The sequence below is a fragment of the Pseudomonas moraviensis subsp. stanleyae genome (assembly GCF_036283065.1).
In the GTDB taxonomy this organism is placed as follows: domain Bacteria; phylum Pseudomonadota; class Gammaproteobacteria; order Pseudomonadales; family Pseudomonadaceae; genus Aquipseudomonas; species Aquipseudomonas stanleyae.
In genome coordinates this window covers 18,454-39,417 of record NZ_JAADJI010000005.1, presented here as the reverse complement: position 1 = coordinate 39,417, position 20,964 = coordinate 18,454, and the positions used below count along the sequence as shown (strand labels likewise).

Sequence of the window (20,964 nt, the reverse complement as noted above, 5' to 3'; positions counted from 1 at the left end):
AGGGCCTCGGGGGACGGCGCCGTCCTACACATCGAGCGACAAATTATGTTGAATGATAATGATTGTCAAATGAGAAAGAGAAGTAGTGCTGTAAGTCGATGTGTTTTGCGAACTGCGACACGCCGCCGCACCCTGGCCCCGTTGAACGTCGAGCCTGCCGACTAATTATTTCCAGACGTCATCCGTTCTCATTGGTGAATGGTTCCGGGTGTTGATCCCCGGCCACAGCGCATTCCGATGCCTCGCGCGGTCGGCACAGACCGCGCCCCGCACGCCTCTCGATAGGCGTGACGCAGCCACCCGATTCCACTTGCAAGCCGAATTCAGGCAGGAAACCTCATGACCGACGCGTTCGAACTTCCCAGCACCCTGGTCCATGCCCTCAAGCGTCGTGCGGCCCTGACGCCGGACCGACTGGCCTTGCGTTTTCTCGCCGAAAACGCCGAGCAGGCTGTGGTGCTCAGCTATCGCGAACTGGATCAACGCGCGCGCACCATCGCTGCTGCGTTGCAGACCGAGGCCGGTTTCGGTGAGCGTGCGGTGTTGCTGTTTCCCAGCGGCGCGGATTACGTCGCGGCGTTTTTCGGCTGCCTGTATGCCGGTGTGATTGCGGTGCCGGCCTATCCGCCGGAATCCGCGCGTCGTCATCATCAGGAGCGTTTGCTGTCGATCATCGCCGACGCCGAGCCCAGGCTGTTGCTGACCAGCGCCGACCTGCGCGATGCCTTGCAGCAAATCGAGGGCGCGCCGCCGCTGTTGTGTGTCGATACCCTCGACAGCGCACTGGCCGAACGCTGGGTTGAACCGAGCCTGCCGCCCGAGCACATCGCCTTCCTGCAATACACTTCCGGTTCCACCGCGCTGCCCAAGGGCGTGCAGGTCAGCCACGGCAATCTGGTCGCCAACGAACTGCTGATCCGCCACGGCTTCGGCATCGACGTCAACCCGGACGACGTCATCGTCAGCTGGTTGCCGCTGTACCACGACATGGGTCTGATCGGCGGTCTGTTGCAGCCGATTTTCAGCGGCGTGCCGTGCATTCTGATGTCGCCGGCATACTTCCTTGGCCGACCATTGCGCTGGCTGGAAGCGATCGCCGAATACGGCGGCACCATCAGCGGTGGGCCGGATTTCGCCTATCGCTTGTGCAGCGAGCGGGTCAGCGAATCGGCGCTGGAACGCCTCGATCTGAGCCGTTGGCGCGTGGCCTATTCCGGCTCCGAGCCGATCCGCCTCGATACCCTCGAACGCTTTGCCGAGAAATTCGCTACCTGCGGTTTCAGTGAACAGAGTTTCATGGCTTCGTACGGTTTGGCCGAAGCGACCCTGTTTGTCGCCGGCACACCGCGCGGCACCGGCATCCCGGCGCTGCGCGTGGACGATCAGGCGCTCGCGCAAAACCGCGCCGAGCCGGGCGCCGGCAGCGCGGTCATGAGCTGTGGCATCAGCCAGCCGGAACACGCGGTGCTTATCGTCGAACCGAATACGCTCAAGGAACTGGCGGACAACGCGGTCGGTGAAGTCTGGGCCGCCGGCCCGAGCATTGCCCACGGTTACTGGCGCAACCCCGAAGCCAGCGCCAAGACCTTCGTTCAGCACGCCGGGCGTACCTGGCTGCGCACCGGCGATCTGGGTTTTGTGCGTGACGGCGAATTGTTCGTCACCGGGCGTCTGAAAGACATGCTCATCGTCCGCGGCCACAACCTCTATCCGCAGGACATCGAGCAGACCGTCGAACGCGAAGTCGAAGTGGTGCGCAAGGGCCGTGTGGCGGCGTTCGCCGTTAATCACGATGGCGAAGAGGGCATCGGCATCGCTGCGGAAATCAGCCGCAGCGTACAGAAAATCCTTCCGCCAGAAGCGCTGATCAAAGCCATTCGCCAAGCAGTGGCCGAGGCGTATCAAGAGGCGCCAAGTGTGGTGGTGCTGCTCAATCCGGGCGCGTTGCCGAAAACCTCGAGCGGCAAACTGCAGCGTTCGGCGTGCCGTAATCGTCTGGCCGACGGCAGTCTCGACAGTTACGCGCTGTTCCCGTCGACCACCGTCGAGAGCCCAACCGCGACCAGCATTACCTCGGATCTCGAAACCTTGATCGGGCAGATCTGGGCCGAGCTACTCAACGTCAAACAGGTCAACGCCGACGATCACTTCTTCCTGCTCGGCGGCAACTCGATTGCCGCCACGCAAGTGGTCGCGCGGGTGCGCGAAGCGCTCGGTGTCGAGCTGAGCCTGCGCCTGCTGTTCGAAGCACCAACCCTGTGCGCCTTCGCCGCCGCGGTGGCGCAGCAGCAACAGGACGGCGGCAGCGCCCAGGATGCGATCACCACGCTGTCGCCCAGCGAGCCGATGCCACAGTCGCTGGCGCAAAACCGTCTGTGGATCACCTGGCAACTCGATCCACAGAGCAGCGCCTACAACATTCCCGGTGGCCTGCGCCTGCGGGGCGAACTCGACGAAGACGCCTTGCGCAAAAGCTTTCAGCAACTGGTCGAACGCCACGAATCCCTGCGTACACGTTTCTTCGAGCGTGACGGCGTGGCATTGCAGCAAGTGCTCGCCGCTACCGAGTTCAACCTGCAACTGATCGACATCAGCGACCTGCCAGCGGCCGAGCGTGAAGCCCGCGCCGAGCAGATTCGCGAAGACCAGGCGCGCACTCGGTTCGATCTGGAAAAAGGCCCGTTGCTGTCCGTGACACTGGTGCGTCTCGACGATGAAGAACATCAACTGCTGCTGACCCTGCACCACATCATCGCCGACGGCTGGTCGCTGAATATTCTCCTCGACGAGTTCTCGCGCCTCTACGCCGCCGCAACCCAAGGCACGACGGCGACACTGGCAGCACTGCCCACGCAATACGCCGACTACGGTAACTGGCAGCGGCAATGGCTGGCGCAAGGCGAGGGCGAGCGGCAACTGGCGTACTGGATAGCGCAGTTGGGCGATGAACACCCGACACTGGAACTGGCCACCGATCACCCGCGCTCGGCCAGACAGAATCACAGCGCCGCGCGCCACAGCGTGCGCCTGAGTGCCCAGCTCAGCGAGGCGATCCGCCAGACCGCGCAGGCCCACCAGGCCACGCCGTTCATGCTCCTGCTCGCCGCATTGCAAAGTTTGCTGCACCGCTACAGTGGTCAGCGCGACATTCGCATCGGCGTACCCAATGCCAACCGCCCGCGCCTGGAAACCCAGGGCCTGATCGGCTTCTTCATCAACACCCAGGTACTGCGTGCGCAAGTCGATTCGCGCCTGACATTTGCCGAGTTGCTGAGCCAGACGCGCCAGGCCGCACTCGGCGCCCAGGCCAATCAGGACCTGCCCTTCGAACAATTGCTCGAAGCCTTCCCCCAGGCCCGGGAACAGGGTCTGTTCCAGGTCATGTTCAACCATCAGCAGCGCGACCTCGGTGCACTCAAGCGCTTGCCCGGGCTGCTCGCCGAAGAGCTGCCGTGGCACAGCCGCGAAGCCAAGTTCGATCTGCAACTGCACAGCGAAGAAGATCGCAACGGACGCCTGAGCTTGTCGTTCGACTACGCCAGCGAACTGTTCGACGCCGTGACCATCGAGCGCCTGGCCGCGCATTTCCACAATCTGCTCAGCGAAGTTTGCCAACGGCCAGAGCAGGCCATCGGCGATCTGCGCTTGTTGACCGTCAGCGAGCAACAACAGCACAACGACTGGAGCGTCGCACCGTGCACCGCGGCGCAACAGTGGCTGCCGGAACTGCTCGAGCAACAATTGCGACACACCCCGCAGCGCACCGCACTGGTATGGGACGGCGGTAGCCTGGATTTCGCCGAGCTGCACGCGCAAGCCAATCGGCTCGCCCACTACCTGCGCGACAAAGGCGTTGGCCCGGACGTGTGCGTGGCCATCGCCGCCGAGCGTTCGCCGCAATTGCTGATCGGCCTGCTGGCGATCATCAAGGCTGGCGGCGCTTATGTACCGCTGGATGCGGATTATCCGGCCGAACGCCTCGCCTACATGCTCAGCGACAGCGGCGTCGAATTGCTCCTGACCCAGACCGAACTGCTTGAGCGTTTGCCGGCCAGTGACGGCGTCAGCGTGATTGCCATGGACGCGCTGCACCTGGACAAATGGCCGAGCCACGCACCGGGCCTGCACTTGCACGGCGACAACCTCGCCTACGTGATTTACACCTCGGGTTCAACCGGGCAACCGAAAGGCGTCGGCAACACCCACGCCGCGCTGGCCGAGCGCCTGCAATGGATGCAGGACACCTACGCCCTCGACGAATCCGACGTGCTGATGCAAAAAGCGCCGATCAGTTTCGACGTCTCGGTGTGGGAATGCTTCTGGCCGCTGATCACCGGCGCGCGCCTGCTGATTGCCGGCCCCGGCGAACACCGCGATCCGCATCGCATCGCGCAACTGGTTCAAGAACATGGCGTGACTACGCTGCACTTCGTCCCGCCGCTGCTCGCGCTGTTCATCGACGAGTCGCTGAGTGCCGAATGCACCAGCTTGCGCCGGGTGTTTTCCGGCGGTGAAGCCTTGCCCGCCGAGCTGCGCAACCGCGTGCTGGCGCAATTGCCGGCGGTGCAATTGCACAACCGTTATGGCCCGACTGAAACCGCGATCAACGTCACCCATTGGCACTGCACAACTGCCGATGGCGAGCGCTCGCCGATCGGCCGGCCGCTGGGCAACGTGATTTGCCGCATTCTCGATGCCGATCTCAATTCTGTGCCGACTGGTGTGCCAGGTGAGCTGTGCATCAGCGGCAGCGGTCTGGCCCGTGGCTATCTCGGCCGTCCGGCGTTGACCGCTGAACGCTTCGTCGTCGATCCACTGGGCGAGCAGGGCGCCCGCTTGTACCGCACTGGCGACCGTGCGCGCTGGGCGTCCGACGGCGTGATCGAATACCTCGGCCGTCTCGATCAGCAGGTCAAGCTGCGTGGCTTCCGTGTCGAACCGGAAGAAATCCAGGCGCGGCTGCTCGCTCAAAATGGCGTCGCCCAAGCCGTGGTGCTGGTGCGCGAAACCGCTGCCGGTGGGCAACTGATCGGCTACTTCACGGCGACCGATACGCATGAAAATGCCGATGAGCAAATTACTCGTCTGAAAGCTGCCCTCGCTGCGGAGCTGCCGGAATACATGGTCCCGGCGCAACTGCTGCGCCTCGACGCGATGCCGCTGAGCCCCAGCGGCAAACTCGACCGCCGCGCCTTGCCCGAGCCGCAATGGCAAGTGCGTGAACACGTCGAACCGGTCAGCGAACTGGAGCAGCAAATCGCCGCGATCTGGCGTGAAGTGCTCGGCCTTGAGCAGGTTGGTCTGCGCGATGATTTCTTCGCTCTCGGCGGACACTCGCTGCTGGCCACACAAATCATTTCCCGCACACGTCAGGCCTGTGACGTCGAACTGCCGCTGCGCACGCTGTTCGAGCACAGCGAACTGGGCGATTACGCCGAACAGATCAGCCAGATCCAGGCCAACGGCCACACCAACCAACAACTGCCGATCGGCAAAGTCGACCGCAGCCAGCCGGTGCCGCTGTCCTATTCACAACAGCGCATGTGGTTCCTCTGGCAGATGGAACCGGACAGCCCGGCGTACAACGTCGGCGGCATGGCGCGCCTGCGCGGCGTACTGCATGTCGAGCATTTCGAGGCCGCGTTGCAGGCGCTGATCCTGCGCCACGAAACTTTGCGCACGACGTTCCCCAGTGTCGACGGTGTCGCCCGCCAGCAAGTGCATGCCGAGACCGGCGTGCGTATGGGCTGGAAAGATTTCTCCAGCCTGCCGACGGCTGTGCGTGAACAGCAAGTCCAGCAACTGGCCGATGCAGAAGCGCACCAGCCCTTCGATCTGGAAACCGGCCCGCTGCTGCGCGCCTGTCTGGTCAAGACTGCCGAGCACGAGCATTACTTTGTCCTGACCCTGCACCACATTGTCACCGAAGGCTGGGCGATGGATATCTTCGCCCGTGAACTCAGCGCGCTGTACGAAGCGTTCGTCGATGAACGCGAATCACCGCTTGAACCGCTGCCGGTGCAGTACCTCGACTACAGCGTCTGGCAGCGCCAGTGGCTGGAATCCGGCGAGCGTCAGCGTCAGCTTGATTACTGGACCGCACAACTGGGCCGCGAGCATCCGCTGCTTGAGCTGCCGGGCGACCGTCCGCGTCCACCGGTGCAAAGCCACCAGGGCGAACTGTTCCGTTTCGATCTCAGCGACGACCTCGCGGCGCGGGTGCGGGCGTTCAATGCGCAAAACGGTCTGACCTTGTTCATGACCATGACCGCCGCACTTGCCACATTGCTCTACCGCTACAGCGGCCAGACCGATCTGCGCATCGGCGCGCCGGTGGCCAACCGCATCCGCCCGGAAAGCGAAGGGCTGATCGGGGCGTTCCTCAACACCCAGGTGCTGCGTTGTCAGCTCGACGGGCAGATGTCGGTCGGCGAATTGTTCGAGCAAGTGCGCCACACGGTGATCGAAGGCCAGTCCCATCAGGATCTGCCGTTTGATCATTTGGTCGAAGCCTTGCAGCCGCCACGCAGCGCCGCTTACAACCCGTTGTTCCAGGTGATGTGCAACGTTCAGCGCTGGGAATTCCAGCAGAGCCGCACGCTCGCCGGCATGACCGTCGAGTACCTCGCCAACGATGCGCGAGCGACCAAGTTCGACCTCAATCTGGAAGTCACCGACCTCGACCATCGCCTCGGTTGCTGCCTGACCTACAGCACCGATCTGTTCGACGAACCAACCATCGCGCGCATGGCCAGGCATTGGCGCAACCTGCTTGAAGCGTTGATCGCTGATCCGCAGCAACGCCTCAGCGAACTGCCTTTGCTCGACGACACCGAGCAACAACACCTGCTCGACAGCCTCGGCATCGAGCCGGGCGACCATCGTCTCGACCAGTGCATTCATCATCTGTTTGCCGAACAGGCACTGGCGCGCCAAGACGCGCCAGCACTGACGTTCGCCGGGCAGACCTTGAGCTACGCCGAGCTCGACGCCGGGGCCAATCGTCTGGCCTGGGCGCTGCGTGAGCGCGGGGTCGGTCCGCAAGTGCGGGTCGGTCTGGCGCTGGAGCGTTCGCTGGAAATGGTCATCGGCCTGCTGGCGATTCTCAAGGCGGGCGGCGCCTATGTGCCGCTGGATCCGGAGTACCCGCTCGACCGTCTGCACTACATGATCGAAGACAGCCGCATCGGTCTGCTGCTCAGCGATCGGGCGATGTTCGCAGCCCTCGGCGAATTGCCGCCAAGCGTGGCGCGCTGGTGCCTGGAAGATGACAGCCCGGCATTGGCCGACTACCCGGCCAGCGAATTGCCGTTTATCAGCCTGCCGCAGCATCAGGCCTACCTGATTTACACTTCGGGCTCGACCGGCAAGCCGAAAGGCGTGGTGGTCTCCCACGGCGAAATCGCCATGCACTGCCAGGCCGTGATCGAGCGCTTCGGCATGCGCCCGGACGACTGTGAACTGCATTTCTATTCGATCAACTTCGATGCCGCCACCGAACGTCTGCTGGTGCCGCTGCTCAGCGGTGCGCAGATGGTGTTGCGGGCGCAAGGGCAGTGGGATGCGGAAGAAATCTGCGGCTTGATTCGCGCGCATCGGATCAACGTCCTTGGCTTCACGCCAAGCTACGGCAGCCAGTTGGCGCAGTTCCTCGCCACGCAGGACGAAGTCCTGCCGGTGCGGATGATCATCACCGGCGGTGAAGCGCTGACTGGCGAGCATTTGCAGCGCATCCGCGCGGCGTTCCAACCGGCACAGTTCTTCAACGCCTACGGCCCGACCGAAACCGTGGTCATGCCGCTGGCCAGTCTGGCGCCGCAGGCGCTGGAAGAGGGCGCCGGCAGTGTGCCGATCGGCAGCGTGATCGGCGCGCGGGTCGCGTACATTCTCGACGCTGATCTGGCGTTGGTGCCGCAAGGTGCGACCGGTGAACTGTTCGTCGGCGGCGCCGGTCTGGCCCAGGCCTATCACGATCGTCCGGGCATCACCGCCGAGCGTTTTGTCGCTGACCCGTTTGCCGCTGATGGCGGACGCATGTACCGCACCGGCGACCTGGTGCGCCAGCGTGCCGATGGTCTGGTCGAGTATCTGGGCCGGATCGACCATCAGGTGAAGATCCGTGGTTTCCGTATCGAGTTGGGCGAAATCGAAACGCGCCTGCTCGATCACCCTTCGATCCGCGATGCGGTGGTGCTGGCGCTGGATGCACCGAGTGGCAAGCAACTGGTGGGCTACCTGGTGACCGACGTAGCCGAGCAAAATCAGGCGCAACAAGCTGAACTGCGCGAGGCACTGAAGGCTCACCTCAAGGCGCAATTGCCGGACTACATGGTGCCGACCCACCTGATGCTGCTGGCGAGCATGCCGCTGACCGCCAACGGCAAACTCGACCGCCGCGCCTTGCCCGCACCGGATCCGCAGCTCAATCGTCAGGACTACGTCGCGCCGAGCAACGCGCTGGAGCAGACCCTGGCGCAGATCTGGTGCGACGTGCTCAACGTCAGGCAAGTCGGCCTCAACGATAACTTCTTCGAACTCGGCGGTGATTCGATTCTGTCGATTCAGGTGGTCAGCCGCGCACGTCAGCAGGGCATCCACTTCAGCCCGCGTGATCTGTTCCAGCATCAGACCGTGCAGACGCTCGCCGCAGTCGCCAGTCGCACGCAGCAAGTGACTGCCGAGCAAGGTCTGGTCGACGGCGAGTCGCGTCTGACACCGATTCAGCACTGGTTCTTCGATACAGATATCCCCGAGCGTCAGCACTGGAATCAGGCGCTGTTGCTGGAACCGACTGTGCCGCTCGAGCCGCAACGTTTACGCCAGGCTTTGCTGGCGGTGATTGAGCAGCACGATGCACTGCGTCTGCGTTTCGGCGAAACCGATGGCGTATGGCGAGCAACGCATCAAGCGCTGACGGATGAAGATGTGCTTTGGCAATTCAGCGTCGATTCGCTGGAACAGTGCGAAGCCCTATTCGCCGATGCGCAACGCAGTCTGCATCTGCACAACGGCCCGTTGCTGCGCGCAGTGCTGGTCGATGTCGCTGATGATCAGCAACGCCTGTTTATCGCCACCCACCACTTGGTGGTCGACGGTGTTTCCTGGCGCGTGTTGCTTGACGATCTGCAAACGGCGTATCGCCAACTCGACGCTGCGCAGCCGCTGAAACTGCCGGCGAAAACCAGCGCCTTCAAGGACTGGGCCGCGCGCTTGCAGGCCTACGCCGGCAGCGAATCGCTACGTGAAGAATTGAGCTGGTGGCAAGCGCAACTGGCCGGGCCGAGCGCTGACCTGCCCTGTGAAAACCCCCAGGGCGGAGGGCAGAATCGCCATGCGCAAACCGTCAGCGTACGCCTCGATGCCGAGCGCACCCGGCAGCTGCTGCAACAGGCGCCAAGCGCTTATCGCACTCAGGTCAACGACCTGCTGCTGACCGCACTGGCCCGAGTGCTATGCCGCTGGAGCGGCCAGCCGTCGGCCCTGATTCAACTGGAAGGCCACGGTCGCGAAACCCTGTTCGACGAGATTGATCTGACCCGCACGGTCGGCTGGTTCACCAGCGCCTACCCGCTGCGCCTGACTCCGCACACCATCGAAGAGGCCGCCGGCCAGGGCGCTTCGATCAAGGCGATCAAGGAACAACTGCGCGCCGTGCCGCACAAAGGTCTCGGTTATGGCGTGCTGCGTTATCTCGCCGATGACGCTTGCCGGCAGAGCATGGCGGCGCTGCCGAGCGCGCCGATCACCTTCAATTACCTCGGCCAGTTCGACCAGAGTTTTGCCAGCGATGCGCTGTTCCGTCCGCTCGATGAGCCGGTCGGTGCCGCCCACGATCCGCAGGCGCCGTTGCCGAACGAGCTGAGCGTCGACAGTCAGGTGTATGGCGGCGAATTGCTCCTGCGCTGGACCTTCAGCGCCGAGCGTTATGACGCGCAGACCATCCACGATCTGGCCGATGCTTACGTCGGTGAGCTGCAGAGCCTGATCGAACATTGCCTGCAGGAAGGGGCCGGCGGTCTGACGCCGTCTGACTTCCCGCTGGCAAAACTGACCCAGACGCAACTCGACGCCTTGCCGGTGCCGGCCGCACACATCGAAGATGTCTATCCGCTGACGCCGATGCAGGAGGGCATGCTCCTGCACACCCTGCTCGAACCGGGCACAGGTCTGTATTACATGCAGGATCGTTATCGCATCAACAGCGAACTCGACCCGGAGCGTTTCGCCCAAGCCTGGCAAGCGGTGGTCGCCCGTCACGAAGCGTTGCGCGCCTCGTTCTGCTGGAACGTCGGCGAAGACATGCTGCAAGTGATTCACACCCCGGGTCGCACGCCGATCGAGTATCTGGACTGGAGCGCCGTCGCCGAACCGGAGCAGGAGCCGAGGCTGCAAGCGCTGCTGAAAAGCGAGCGCGAGGCCGGCTTCGATCTGCTCAATCAGGCGCCGTTCCACCTGCGCCTGATCAAGGTCGGCGCGGCGCGCTACTGGTTCATGATGAGCAACCACCACATTCTCATTGATGCCTGGTGCCGTTCGCTGCTGATGAACGACTTCTTCGAGATCTACACCGCCCTCGGTGAAGGTCGTGAAGCGCAGTTGAGCGTGCCGCCGCGTTATCGCGATTACATCGGCTGGCTGCAACGGCAGAGCCTGGCCGAGGCGCGGCAGTGGTGGCGGCAGAATCTGCAAGGCTTCGAGCGCACCACGCCGATCCCGAGCGACCGGCCGTTCCTGCGCGAACACGCCGGTGAAAGCGGCGGCATGATCGTCGGCGACCGCTACACCCGACTGAATGTCGAGGACGGCGCGCGGCTGCGCGAACTGGCGCAGGCCCATCAATTGACCGTCAATACCTTTGCCCAGGCGGCGTGGGCTCTGGTCCTGCGACGCCTGAGCGGCGATCGCGACGTGCTCTTCGGCGTGACTGTGGCCGGGCGCCCGGTGGATATGCCGGAGATGCAGCGCACTGTCGGTCTGTTCATCAACAGCATTGCCCTGCGGGTGAAGATGCCCGAGGACGGTCAGCGCAGCAGCGTGCGCCAGTGGCTAAGCGCTTTGCTCGACAGCAATATGCAGCTGCGTGAGTACGAATACCTGCCGCTGGTGAACATCCAGGAACAGAGCGAATTGCCCAAAGGCCAGCCGCTGTTCGACAGCCTCTTTGTCTTCGAAAACGCCCCGGTGGAAGTCTCGGTGCTGGACCGGGCACAGAGCCTGAATGCGACCTCGGACTCGGGCCGGACCCACACCAACTTCCCGCTCACCGCGGTGTGCTACCCCGGCGATGACCTTGGTTTGCACCTGTCGTATGACCAGCGTTACTTCGACGAGACGACGGTCGAGCGCATGCTCGCTGAGTTCAAGCGCCTGCTGCTGGCGCTGGTCGACGGCTTCCATGGCGACATGGCCGACTTGCCATTGCTGGGCGATGAAGAACGCGATTTCCTCCTGCACGGTTGCAACCAGAGTGGCCACGACTATCCGCTGGAGCAAAGCTACGTGGCGCTGTTCGAAGCGCAGGTCGCGGCGCATCCGCAGCGCATCGCCGCCAGTTGCCTCGATCAGCAATTGAGCTATGCCGAACTGAACCACAACGCCAACCGCCTCGGCCATGCGCTGGTCGCTGCCGGGGTGCGCATGGATCAACCGGTGGCGCTGCTCGCCGAGCGTAATCTCGACCTGCTCGGCATGATCATCGGCAGCTTCAAGGCCGGTGCCGGTTACCTGCCGCTGGACCCGGGCCTGCCGAGCCAGCGTCTGAGCCGCATCATCGAGCTCAGCCGCACGCCGTTGCTGGTGTGCAGCGCAGCCTGCCGTGAGCAGGCGCAGACCTTGCTCGAAGAGTTTGGCTGTTCGAATCGTCCGCGCCTGCTGGTGTGGGAAGAAATACAAGCCTCGGTGTTGGCGACTGAGAATCCCGGTATTCACAGCGGCCCGGACAATCTTGCCTATGTGATCTACACCTCGGGTTCGACCGGCCTGCCAAAAGGCGTGATGGTCGAGCAGCGCGGCATGCTCAACAACCAGTTGAGCAAGCGCCCGTACCTCGACTTGAGCGAGACCGATGTGATTGCGCAGACCGCCTCGCAAAGCTTCGACATTTCCGTCTGGCAATTCCTCGCCGCGCCATTGTTCGGCGCGCGGGTCGATATCGTGCCGAACGCGATTGCTCACGATCCGCAAGGTCTGCTGGCGCATGTGCAGGCGCAGGGCATCACCGTGCTGGAGAGTGTGCCGTCGCTGATTCAGGGGATGCTCGCCTCCGAGCGCCTGAGTCTCGATGGATTGCGCTGGATGCTGCCGACCGGTGAAGCGATGCCGCCGGAACTGGCGCATCAATGGCTGCTGCGTTACCCGGAGATCGGCCTGGTAAACGCCTATGGCCCGGCGGAATGTTCCGACGACGTGGCGTTCTTCCGCGTCGACATGGCGTCTACTCGCGGCAGTTATCTGCCGATCGGCACCCCGACCGACAACAACGTGCTCTACCTGCTCGATGGCGCGCTGGATCTGGTGCCGCTGGGCGCCGTAGGTGAATTGTGCGTGGCCGGCACCGGTGTCGGGCGCGGTTACGTCAGCGATCCGCTGCGCACCGCGCCAGTGTTTGTGCCGAACCCGTTCGGTGCACCGGGCGAGCGCCTGTACCGCACCGGGGATCTGGCGCGGCGACGCACTGACGGCGTGCTGGAATACGTCGGCCGCGTCGATCATCAAGTGAAGATTCGCGGTTACCGCATCGAGCTCGGTGAAATCGAAGCGCGTCTGCACGAACAGCCGGAAGTGCGCGACGCAGCGGTTGGCGTGCAGGAGGGCGTCAACGGCAAGCATCTGGTGGGTTATCTGGTTGCGGCCGATGCAGCGCTCAATCCGGGCGAACGCCTGGAACGGATCAAGCAGCGCCTGCGCGCCGAACTGCCGGAATACATGGTGCCGCTGCACTGGTTGTGGCTGGAGCAGATGCCCCTGAATGCCAACGGCAAACTCGACCGCAAAGCCTTGCCGGCGCTGGAGATCGGTCAGTTGCAGAGCGCGGATTATCTGGCGCCGCGCAATGAACTGGAGCAGACCTTGGCTGATATCTGGGCTGAGGTGCTCAAGGTCGATAAGGTCGGCGTGCGCGACAACTTCTTCGAACTCGGCGGGCATTCCTTGCTGGCGACGCAAATTGCATCACGGGTGCAGAAAGCCTTGCAACGCAACGTGCCGCTGCGCGCGATGTTCGAGTGCAGCACGGTAGAGGAACTGGCCGAGTACATCGATGGCTTGGCGGCCAGTGATATTACCGAGGAGAAGGTTGATCGGTTGAATGATCTGATGGCGGAGTTGGAGGGGCTTTAGTTCTCCGGTACCTGGACCGGCCTCTTCGCGAGCAGGCTCGCTCCCACAATGGATCTGTAGTGTTCACAAATCCCCTGTGGGAGCGAGCCTGCTCGCGAATGGCTTCTGTACATTTCCACCCTTGACGATCAACAACCGGCAGCTCAGTCTGCCGGTTCTGTTTTTTCTCGCGGAGGTGGTCGATGCCCTTTTTCACGGTTGACGGACAAGCGCTGCACTACATTGATCAAGGCACCGGCCCGGCCGTGTTGCTCGCTGGCAGTTATCTCTGGGACCAAGCGATGTGGGCGCCACAGATCGCCGCGCTGACCCCACACTATCGCGTCATTGCTCTGGATCTGTGGGGGCATGGCGAGTCCGGCAGGTTACCTGAAGGCACCACATCACTGGATGACATCGCCCGTCAGGCGCAAGCCTTGCTCGATCACCTCGATATCGACCGCGTCACTCTGGTCGGGCTGTCGGTCGGCGGCATGTGGGGCACGCGCCTGGCGCTGTCCGCTCCGCAACGTCTCAACGGTCTGGTGCTCATGGACACTTACGTCGGCGTCGAGCCGGAACCGACCCGGCAATATTACTTCTCGCTGTTCAAGCAGATCGAAGACAGCGGCACCATTTCCGAACAACTGCTCGACATCGTTGTGCCAATCTTCTTCCGCCCGGGCATCGACCCGCAGTCGCCGCTGTATCAGGACTTCCGCGCAAAACTGCAGGGCTACTCGCCCGAGCGCTTGCGCGAAAGCATCGTGCCGATGGGCCGTATCACTTTCGGTCGCGACGACCTGTTGCCACGTTTGGGCGAGCTGAACGCGGCGACCACGCTGGTGCTGTGCGGCGATCAGGACAAACCGCGACCACCTTCGGAAGCCCGGGAAATGGCCGAGCTGATTGGTTGCCCGTGTGTGCTGGTGCCGGAGGCGGGGCATATTTCCAATCTGGAGAATCCCGGGTTTGTGACTGAGGCGCTGCTGGCGTTTCTGGCCGAGCGCAACCGCTAGATCGAGTGAGCTTCATTCGCGAGCAGGCTCGCTCCCACAGTTAACCGCATTCCTTCAGCATGAATGCAATTCCTGTGGGAGCGAGCCTGCTCGCGAAGGGGGCCGGTCCAGACAACGGAAAAACTACTTGGGCCCGAGAATCTTCACCAGTTTGTCCGGCGAAGGCGCGCCTTGCTGTTGTTGCAGTTCGCCTTTGTCGTCCAGGTAGAAAATCGCCGGGGTGGCCTGCAGTTCGAGGTCTTCCATCAACTGCATGTTGGCCGCGAGTTTGCTTTGCACGGCGACCGGAATGTCTTTCAAGGCCTTGAGCGCGCTGCCCTTGCCGGCTTTTTCGTGATCTTCCAGGGCCTTGACCGGGTCTTTCGCCGCCAGCAGCGCGGCGGATTTGCCCGGGCTGTCTTCGCGGATGATGCCGACCATGATGTGGCGCAACTGGACCTTGCCGGCCTTGACCCATGGCCGCGCCTGTTCCCAGAACATGTTGCAGTACGGGCAGTTCGGATCGCTGAACAGGTACACCGTGCGCGGTGCGTCCTTGTTGCCGTCCTGAATCCAGTTGCTCGCCTCGAACTTGGCCCAGACTTCCTTGGACATCGGCGCGTAAACCAGTTTTTGCAGCGGTTCGCTGCTCAGGTCCTTGCCATCGGCGTCGTACAGATTGCCCACTACCACGTGTTTGCCGTCCGGGGTCAGGTACAGCGCCATGCCGCGGTTCTGGTACTGCGCGGCGTACCCGCGCAGGCCATCGGGGGCGTCGAACTGGCCGACGATCTTCGCGCCCTTGGCTTCGATCTTTTTGATCGCCGCGGGCAATTCTTCAGCAGCCTGCACCGACGGCAAGTGCAGCAGGGCAGTGCCCAGGGTCAGCGTCAGCAGGTGGCGGAGGCGGGGCATGGCAGTTTCCTTGCAGAGTTGGCCGGGGCAACGGCCTGATTCGGGCTTGAAGGTGAGGTGTCGAAGGTTTCCAGGGCGCGGGCGAGACTGGCATTCGACAGTTCACCGAGGTGACTGGTCAGCAAGCGACCGTCCGGGCTATAGAACAGCGTAGTCGGTAACGCCATGGACCCCACGGCCTGACCGAGACGGCCGTTGCGGTCGAACAGCACGTTGTTCAGGCTCAGGCCCTGGGTTTCCAGGAACGTCGCCACGCTTTGCATGCTTTCGGCCTGATTGACGAACAGAAACGTCAGATCGGGACGCTGTTGTTGGGCATTTTCCAGCACCGGCATTTCCCTCCGGCACGGTGGGCACCAGGTCGCCCACAGGTTGATCACCAGCGGGCCGCCCTGATAGTCGCTGAGCTTGATGGTTTCGCCAGCGGCGTTGCGCAGGGAAATATCCGGCAGGCGCGTACCTTGTTCATAAATGTTCAGCGACAGGGTGGCGAGCAGCCAGAACATCACCCCACTGACTACGCCGCAGCCCAGCGGACGGCGCAATCCGGGACGACGCCAGCCACGATACAACGCCGCCAGCAGCAGAGCGATCACCCCGGGCCAGGCGAGAAAACCACCGTCGCGCAAATCGATGATCTGCCACAGGTCATTGCGATAGTGCGACCAGTACAGCGCGACAAACGCAATGCGCGCCGCGAGCATGCCCAGCAAGAACAGACTGAACAGTGCCGACTCGGGGTTATCGCCGCCGCGCTTGGCCACCCGCCAGCCGACAAACGTCGCCAGTGCCAGAGCACTGATCAGCAGCAGGTGGTTGAGCGCGATGGCAAAAGTGCCGAGGGTGAACGTCAGCATCAGTTGGCGTCCCGGGTGACGGACCAGCGTTGCATGAACGTGTCGGCATCGACCTCGCCGGTGATGCGCTGGCTGCGGCGTTCTTCACCGTCAGCGCCGATCCAGATGAATGTCGGCGGCCCCGGCACTTTGTAGCGACTGAGCAGCTCACGGCTCGCGGCGTTGTCGGCGGTCACATCCAGGCGCAGCAGGCGCACATCGCTCAGGGCCTGCATGACCTTGGCCTCGCCAAATACTTTCTTCTCCATGACTTTGCACGACACACACCAGTCGGCGTAGTAATCGAGCAAAACCCACTGGCCCTGAGCCTTGGCCGCGTCGAACTCACGTTGCAGAGCGGCTGGTTCCTTGATGGTGGTGAAGGCGTCATGACCGCTTGGTGCCGTGCTGGTGACACGGCCGGCGCTGTAGATCTGCAATGGCTGATACGGATCATCGCTGCCGCCCGCCGCACCGATCACCATCAGACTGCCCCACAAACCGAGCAACAGGGACAGGGCGCCAAACATCTGCGCGACGCGGCCAAAACCTTCGGACTGTTTCCAGGCGCTGTAAGCGGCAATCAGCAGCAGCGCGCCACACAGACCCAGCCACAATGACGGGACCAGCACCGGACGCAACATCAGCAATGCGGTTGCGAGAAAGAGGAAGCCGAATATGCCCTTGAGCAGATTCATCCACGCCCCGGGTTTGGGCAGGAATCGATTGCCCACGGTGACCAGCAGCAACAGCGGCACACCGATGCCGATGCCCAGCGCAAACAGAATCAGACCGCCGTGCAAGGCGTTACCGCTTTGCGCGATGTACAGCAGTGCACCGGCCAGTGGCGCGGTCATGCACGGCCCGACCAGCAGACCGGACAATGCGCCCAGCACGCCGGCGCCGATCAGGCTGCCGCCGCTGCGGCTGCGTGAAGCATGTTCGAGGCGATCACGCAGGGCCACCGGCAGTTGCAACTCGAAGAAGCCGAACATCGGCAGCGCCAGCACCACGAAAACTGCCGCAAACGTGCCAAGCAGCCAGGGATTCTGCAACCACGCTTGCAGGTTCGCGCCGAGCAGCGCAGCAATCACGCCCATCGCCGCATAGACCAGTGCCATACAGATCACATAACTGCTGGCCAAGGCAAAACCGCGCCGTGGTGTGGCACCACTGCCGACAATCATACCGGCCAGAATCGGCAGCATAGGCAGTGAGCACGGGGTAAACGCTAATAGCAGGCCAAGTCCGAAGAACACCAGCAGACTCCAGCCCAGCGCCCGTTGTTGCAGACTGCTGGCCAGGGCCTGGTCCGGCGCTTCACCGCCAGTTGTCGCTACGGCTTTGCCGCCCAGATCGATCACGCGGGTTTGCGGGGGATAACACAGGCCGGCATCGGCGCAGCCCTGATAACTGACCTTGATCTGACCGCTGGCTGTCGCCGGGATTTTCACTTCCAGGCCTTGGCGATACACCGGCTGCTCGCCGAAGAACTCATCGCTGTGGGATTCGCCTTCAGGCAACACTGGCTGCTGGTCGGCAGCCAGCCCGTCGAATTTCAAGCGTTTCTGATACAGGTAGTAGCCGTCGGTGATCTGCCAGAAGAGCTGGGTTTCGCCCGACTCCAGCCGTTCGGAGGTAAGCACGAATGCCTTGTCGACTGGCAAGAAGTCGGGTTTTGTCTCGAACGGATTGTTTCCGGCCTGGGCGAGGCCGGAAATCAGTAAAGCAAACAGAAGAAAAAAATGACGCATGGAGGAGCCTTGTCCCTGTGCAAGTGGGGTGCAGGATGGGCGGCGGCGATTAACCGATAATTAACCCTATCCTACTAGGCTCGCCGGGATTGACCAATCAGCCACGCAGCAGACCGGGCCAATTGTCGTCGTTGATTGTTCTTGGTCCGGCAACCAGTCGGTCGGACTGAATGTTGTAGGTCAAATACTGATTATTGGTGAGGAAGATGTACCAGTAGCTGTCCGCGAATGTCCGGTCATTCTGTGCAGCTGTGATAATTCGGTCTTTATAGGGTATCAGCGCGCCCAACTGGTATTCCCCGAAGGGTTTGCGAGTGACGGTCTTGGCTTTGTAGTTGAATGATACATAGTGACCGTCATCGAGGATGAACCTGAACAGGAAGGGGTGACCGGTCAGTTGAAACCATGTGCCGGCAATGATCTTGTCAAAGTAAGGCAGGATCGGCTTCCAGATCGAGTCGGCAACTTTTTGAAAGGCGGCAACGCTGTCTGTGTCTTGATCGTATTTGCACACCATCGGGGTTGTTTCGTTATAGAAAAACAACCAGGCAATATCTTCGTCACTCCCGGCGTTCCAACCGAAAGCGGTGGTGGTCAAGCCAAAACGCAGGTGTTTGGTAAACGGGTCGAAAGTGCTCCAGCTGCCCGCGGTGGAAACAGGGTAGTTAGCTGGAACACTGTTGCTGCCAAGTTCAAACCGCGAATAAGTGTCGGTATCCTTGAAGAAGAAATAAATACGATCAGGGCCGGAGCGCCAGTCCACAGCAACAAAATTTTTTAGTTCTTTCATGTTTGTTAAGTCCATTCAACAAGTGGTCGGAAGTTGCCCGCTTAAACTAGATGAAGATACTGATTCGGCAAAGGCGCCAATTGTTTCTGAATGGTATTGTGCAGGCAAAGATATTCATTGTTCACTTCTGGACATCGCCGTTGGTGATGTCGCTTCGGTGTGCCTGCGCCCGGCTTTGCGATATCGTCGCGCAGCGCCATAATTGCCCCTTAATCCTTGCTTGCTTCACTCGCGTTTTTATTTCCGGAGCCCCTATGCACGTATTGGTTTGCGAAGACGATGAGCTGATTGCCAGCGGCATCGTTGCCGGCCTCACGGCTCAGGGCCTGACCGTCGAGCACGTCAACACCGCGTCGAAGGCACGGGCGATGCTCAAGGTTGCCGAATTCGACGTGATGGTGCTCGATCTCGGCTTGCCCGACGAAGATGGCCTCAAGTTGCTTCAGCAGCTGCGCCAGAGCGGCCTGGAGATTCCGGTGCTGATTCTCACCGCTCGCGATTCTGTGACTGATCGGGTCGACGGTTTGCAGGCCGGCGCCGACGACTACCTGCTCAAGCCTTTCGACCTGCGCGAACTGTTCGCGCGCCTGCAGACCCTGTTGCGCCGAGTGGCCGGGCGCAGCGTCAATCTGATCGAACATGGCGCGCTCACCTACGACCCGAGCAGCCGGGAAACCCGCCTGGCCGGGCAACCGGTGGACTTGTCGCGCCGCGAGCAGTCACTGTTGCAGGCGTTGCTGCACAACCGCGGCCGCGTTTTGTCCACCGAACAATTGAAGGACAGCGTCTACGGCTTCAACGATGAGCTGGAAAGCAATGCGCTGAACGTGCATATCCATCATCTGCGCAGCAAGCTTGGCAAAGGCATCGTCGAAACCGTGCGCGGTCTGGGCTATCGCCTCGGGCCTGCCGATGGCGGGGAGCAGGGCAAGTGATGAGTCTGCGCCTGCGCCTGAGTCTGACGCTCGGCGCCGCGTTCGCGCTGATCTGGGCGTTGGCGGCGGCGTGGATGCTCAGCGATCTGCGCAATCAGATGATGTTTTCCCTCGACCAGCGCCTGGTCGCTTCGGCGCGCATGGTCGCCGGCCTGCTTGAGCAATTGCCGACGCTGCCGAGCAAGGGCGAGGGTACCCACTTCAGCGCCGAACAACTGAATATTCCCGGTGGCATGGCCTGTCAGGTCAGTTCATTGCGCGGCGAGATTCTCGCGCGAAGCCATAACAACCCCGAGCAAGCGCTGGAAGCCGAGAAGATGGGCTTCCACGATCAGATGATCGACGGCGCACCGTGGCGCAGTTTCACCCTGGCTCGTGGCGATGTGCGCATTACTACGGCTGATCGGCAGATCGAGCGTGAAGCCTTGAACATGTCGATTCTGCTCGCCGCTTCGGTACCGGTCGGCGTGGCCTTGATTGGTTGTCTGTGCCTGTTGTGGCTCGGCATCGGTCAGGGTCTGGCGCCGCTCAATCGTCTGCGCGAGGCGCTGATGCGACGCAATGCCGATTCACTTGAGCCATTGCAGCTGCAGGCGTTTCCCAGCGAACTGAAACCGCTGCTGGAAACCCAGAATCAGTTGTTCCAGCGCATCGGCAAGACCATCGAGCGTGAACGTCGCCTCACTGGTGACGCTGCGCATGAACTGCGCAGTCCGCTGACGGCGATCAAGACCCATCTGCAAGTGGCGCGCATGACCGATGGCAGTGCCCGCGATCAATCGCTGGCCCGGGCCGAGGAGGGTGCCGATCGCCTGCACCGCACCCTTGAACAATTGCTGTTGCTGGCCCGGGTCGAGGGCAGCCTGTCGTTCGATGACGGCTCGCAATGCAGCGCCGAGCAAGTGGCCAGGCTGGCAATTCAGGACGCCACCGGCGGCGAACGGCTGCGGATCAAACTGCACGTGCCGGACGAGCTGTCCGCCGCGCCGTTGCAAATGCCTGCGGTGCTGGCGATTGCTGCGCTGCGCAACCTGCTCGACAATGCCCTGCGCCATACGCCTGACGATTGCGCGGTCGAGGTCAATCTGGAAAACATCGGCAATCGCGTGCGTTTTGTCGTGCGTGACCATGGCCCGGGTATTGCGCCGGATGATGTGCAGCATCTGACCCAACGCTTCTGGCGCAACGGGCAGAGCACCGGTTGCGGGCTGGGTCTGGCGATTGTCCAGGCGATTGTTCAGCGCTGTGATTGTGCCCTGCATTTCGACAGTCGCCCGGATGGCTTGCGGGTCGAACTGACCATGCCGTTGCAAGCCGCGCCATAACCCTGTGTAGGAGCTGCCGAAGGCTGCGATCTTTTGATCTTGACCTTGATCTTGAAACAAAATCAAAAGATCGTCCGATCGCGGCCCGAGCTTT

At 62.2% G+C, this 20,964-nt stretch carries 8 protein-coding genes; 4 read left to right on the top strand and 4 right to left on the bottom strand.

Annotated elements, in window-relative coordinates; genetic code table 11:
• Positions 1-339: 339 nt before the first annotated feature.
• Complete coding sequence (locus tag GXB78_RS09900) at positions 340-13,338, top strand: non-ribosomal peptide synthetase (RefSeq protein WP_329515256.1); 12,999 nt, start codon at positions 340-342, stop codon at positions 13,336-13,338.
• Positions 13,339-13,520: 182 nt separating this feature from the next.
• Entirely contained in the window at positions 13,521-14,336 is an 816-nt protein-coding gene (locus GXB78_RS09895) for an alpha/beta fold hydrolase (protein WP_329515255.1), read from the top strand.
• 123 nt (positions 14,337-14,459) lie between these two features.
• On the opposite strand, the gene dsbG is transcribed toward GXB78_RS09895, so the two are convergent.
• The 4 genes from dsbG to GXB78_RS09875 form a co-directional block, all read right to left on the bottom strand.
• Positions 14,460-15,230 carry a thiol:disulfide interchange protein DsbG gene (gene dsbG / locus GXB78_RS09890; protein ID WP_329515254.1) on the bottom strand — a complete coding sequence of 257 codons (771 nt, stop codon included), beginning with the start codon at positions 15,228-15,230 and terminating at the stop codon, positions 14,460-14,462.
• Positions 15,206-16,087 carry a TlpA disulfide reductase family protein gene (locus GXB78_RS09885; protein WP_329515253.1) on the bottom strand — a complete coding sequence of 294 codons (882 nt, stop codon included), beginning with the start codon at positions 16,085-16,087 and terminating at the stop codon, positions 15,206-15,208. Before GXB78_RS09885 ends, dsbG begins: the two co-directional genes overlap by 25 nt.
• On the bottom strand, positions 16,087-17,820 hold the full coding sequence (dsbD, locus tag GXB78_RS09880) for a protein-disulfide reductase DsbD (RefSeq protein ID WP_329515252.1): 1,734 nt from the start codon (positions 17,818-17,820) through the stop codon (positions 16,087-16,089). Before dsbD ends, GXB78_RS09885 begins: the two co-directional genes overlap by 1 nt.
• A 97-nt stretch (positions 17,821-17,917) precedes the next feature.
• On the bottom strand, positions 17,918-18,610 hold the full coding sequence (locus GXB78_RS09875; protein ID WP_329515251.1) for a hypothetical protein: 693 nt from the start codon (positions 18,608-18,610) through the stop codon (positions 17,918-17,920).
• Between the two features lie 254 nt (positions 18,611-18,864).
• On the opposite strand from GXB78_RS09875, the gene GXB78_RS09870 reads away from it, so the two are divergent.
• Entirely contained in the window at positions 18,865-19,545 is a 681-nt protein-coding gene (locus tag GXB78_RS09870) for a response regulator (RefSeq protein ID WP_042607836.1), read from the top strand.
• A complete protein-coding gene (locus GXB78_RS09865; protein ID WP_329515250.1) occupies positions 19,545-20,870 on the top strand; it encodes an ATP-binding protein in 1,326 nt (441 codons plus the stop codon). Before GXB78_RS09870 ends, GXB78_RS09865 begins: the two co-directional genes overlap by 1 nt.
• Positions 20,871-20,964: the final 94 nt, after the last annotated feature.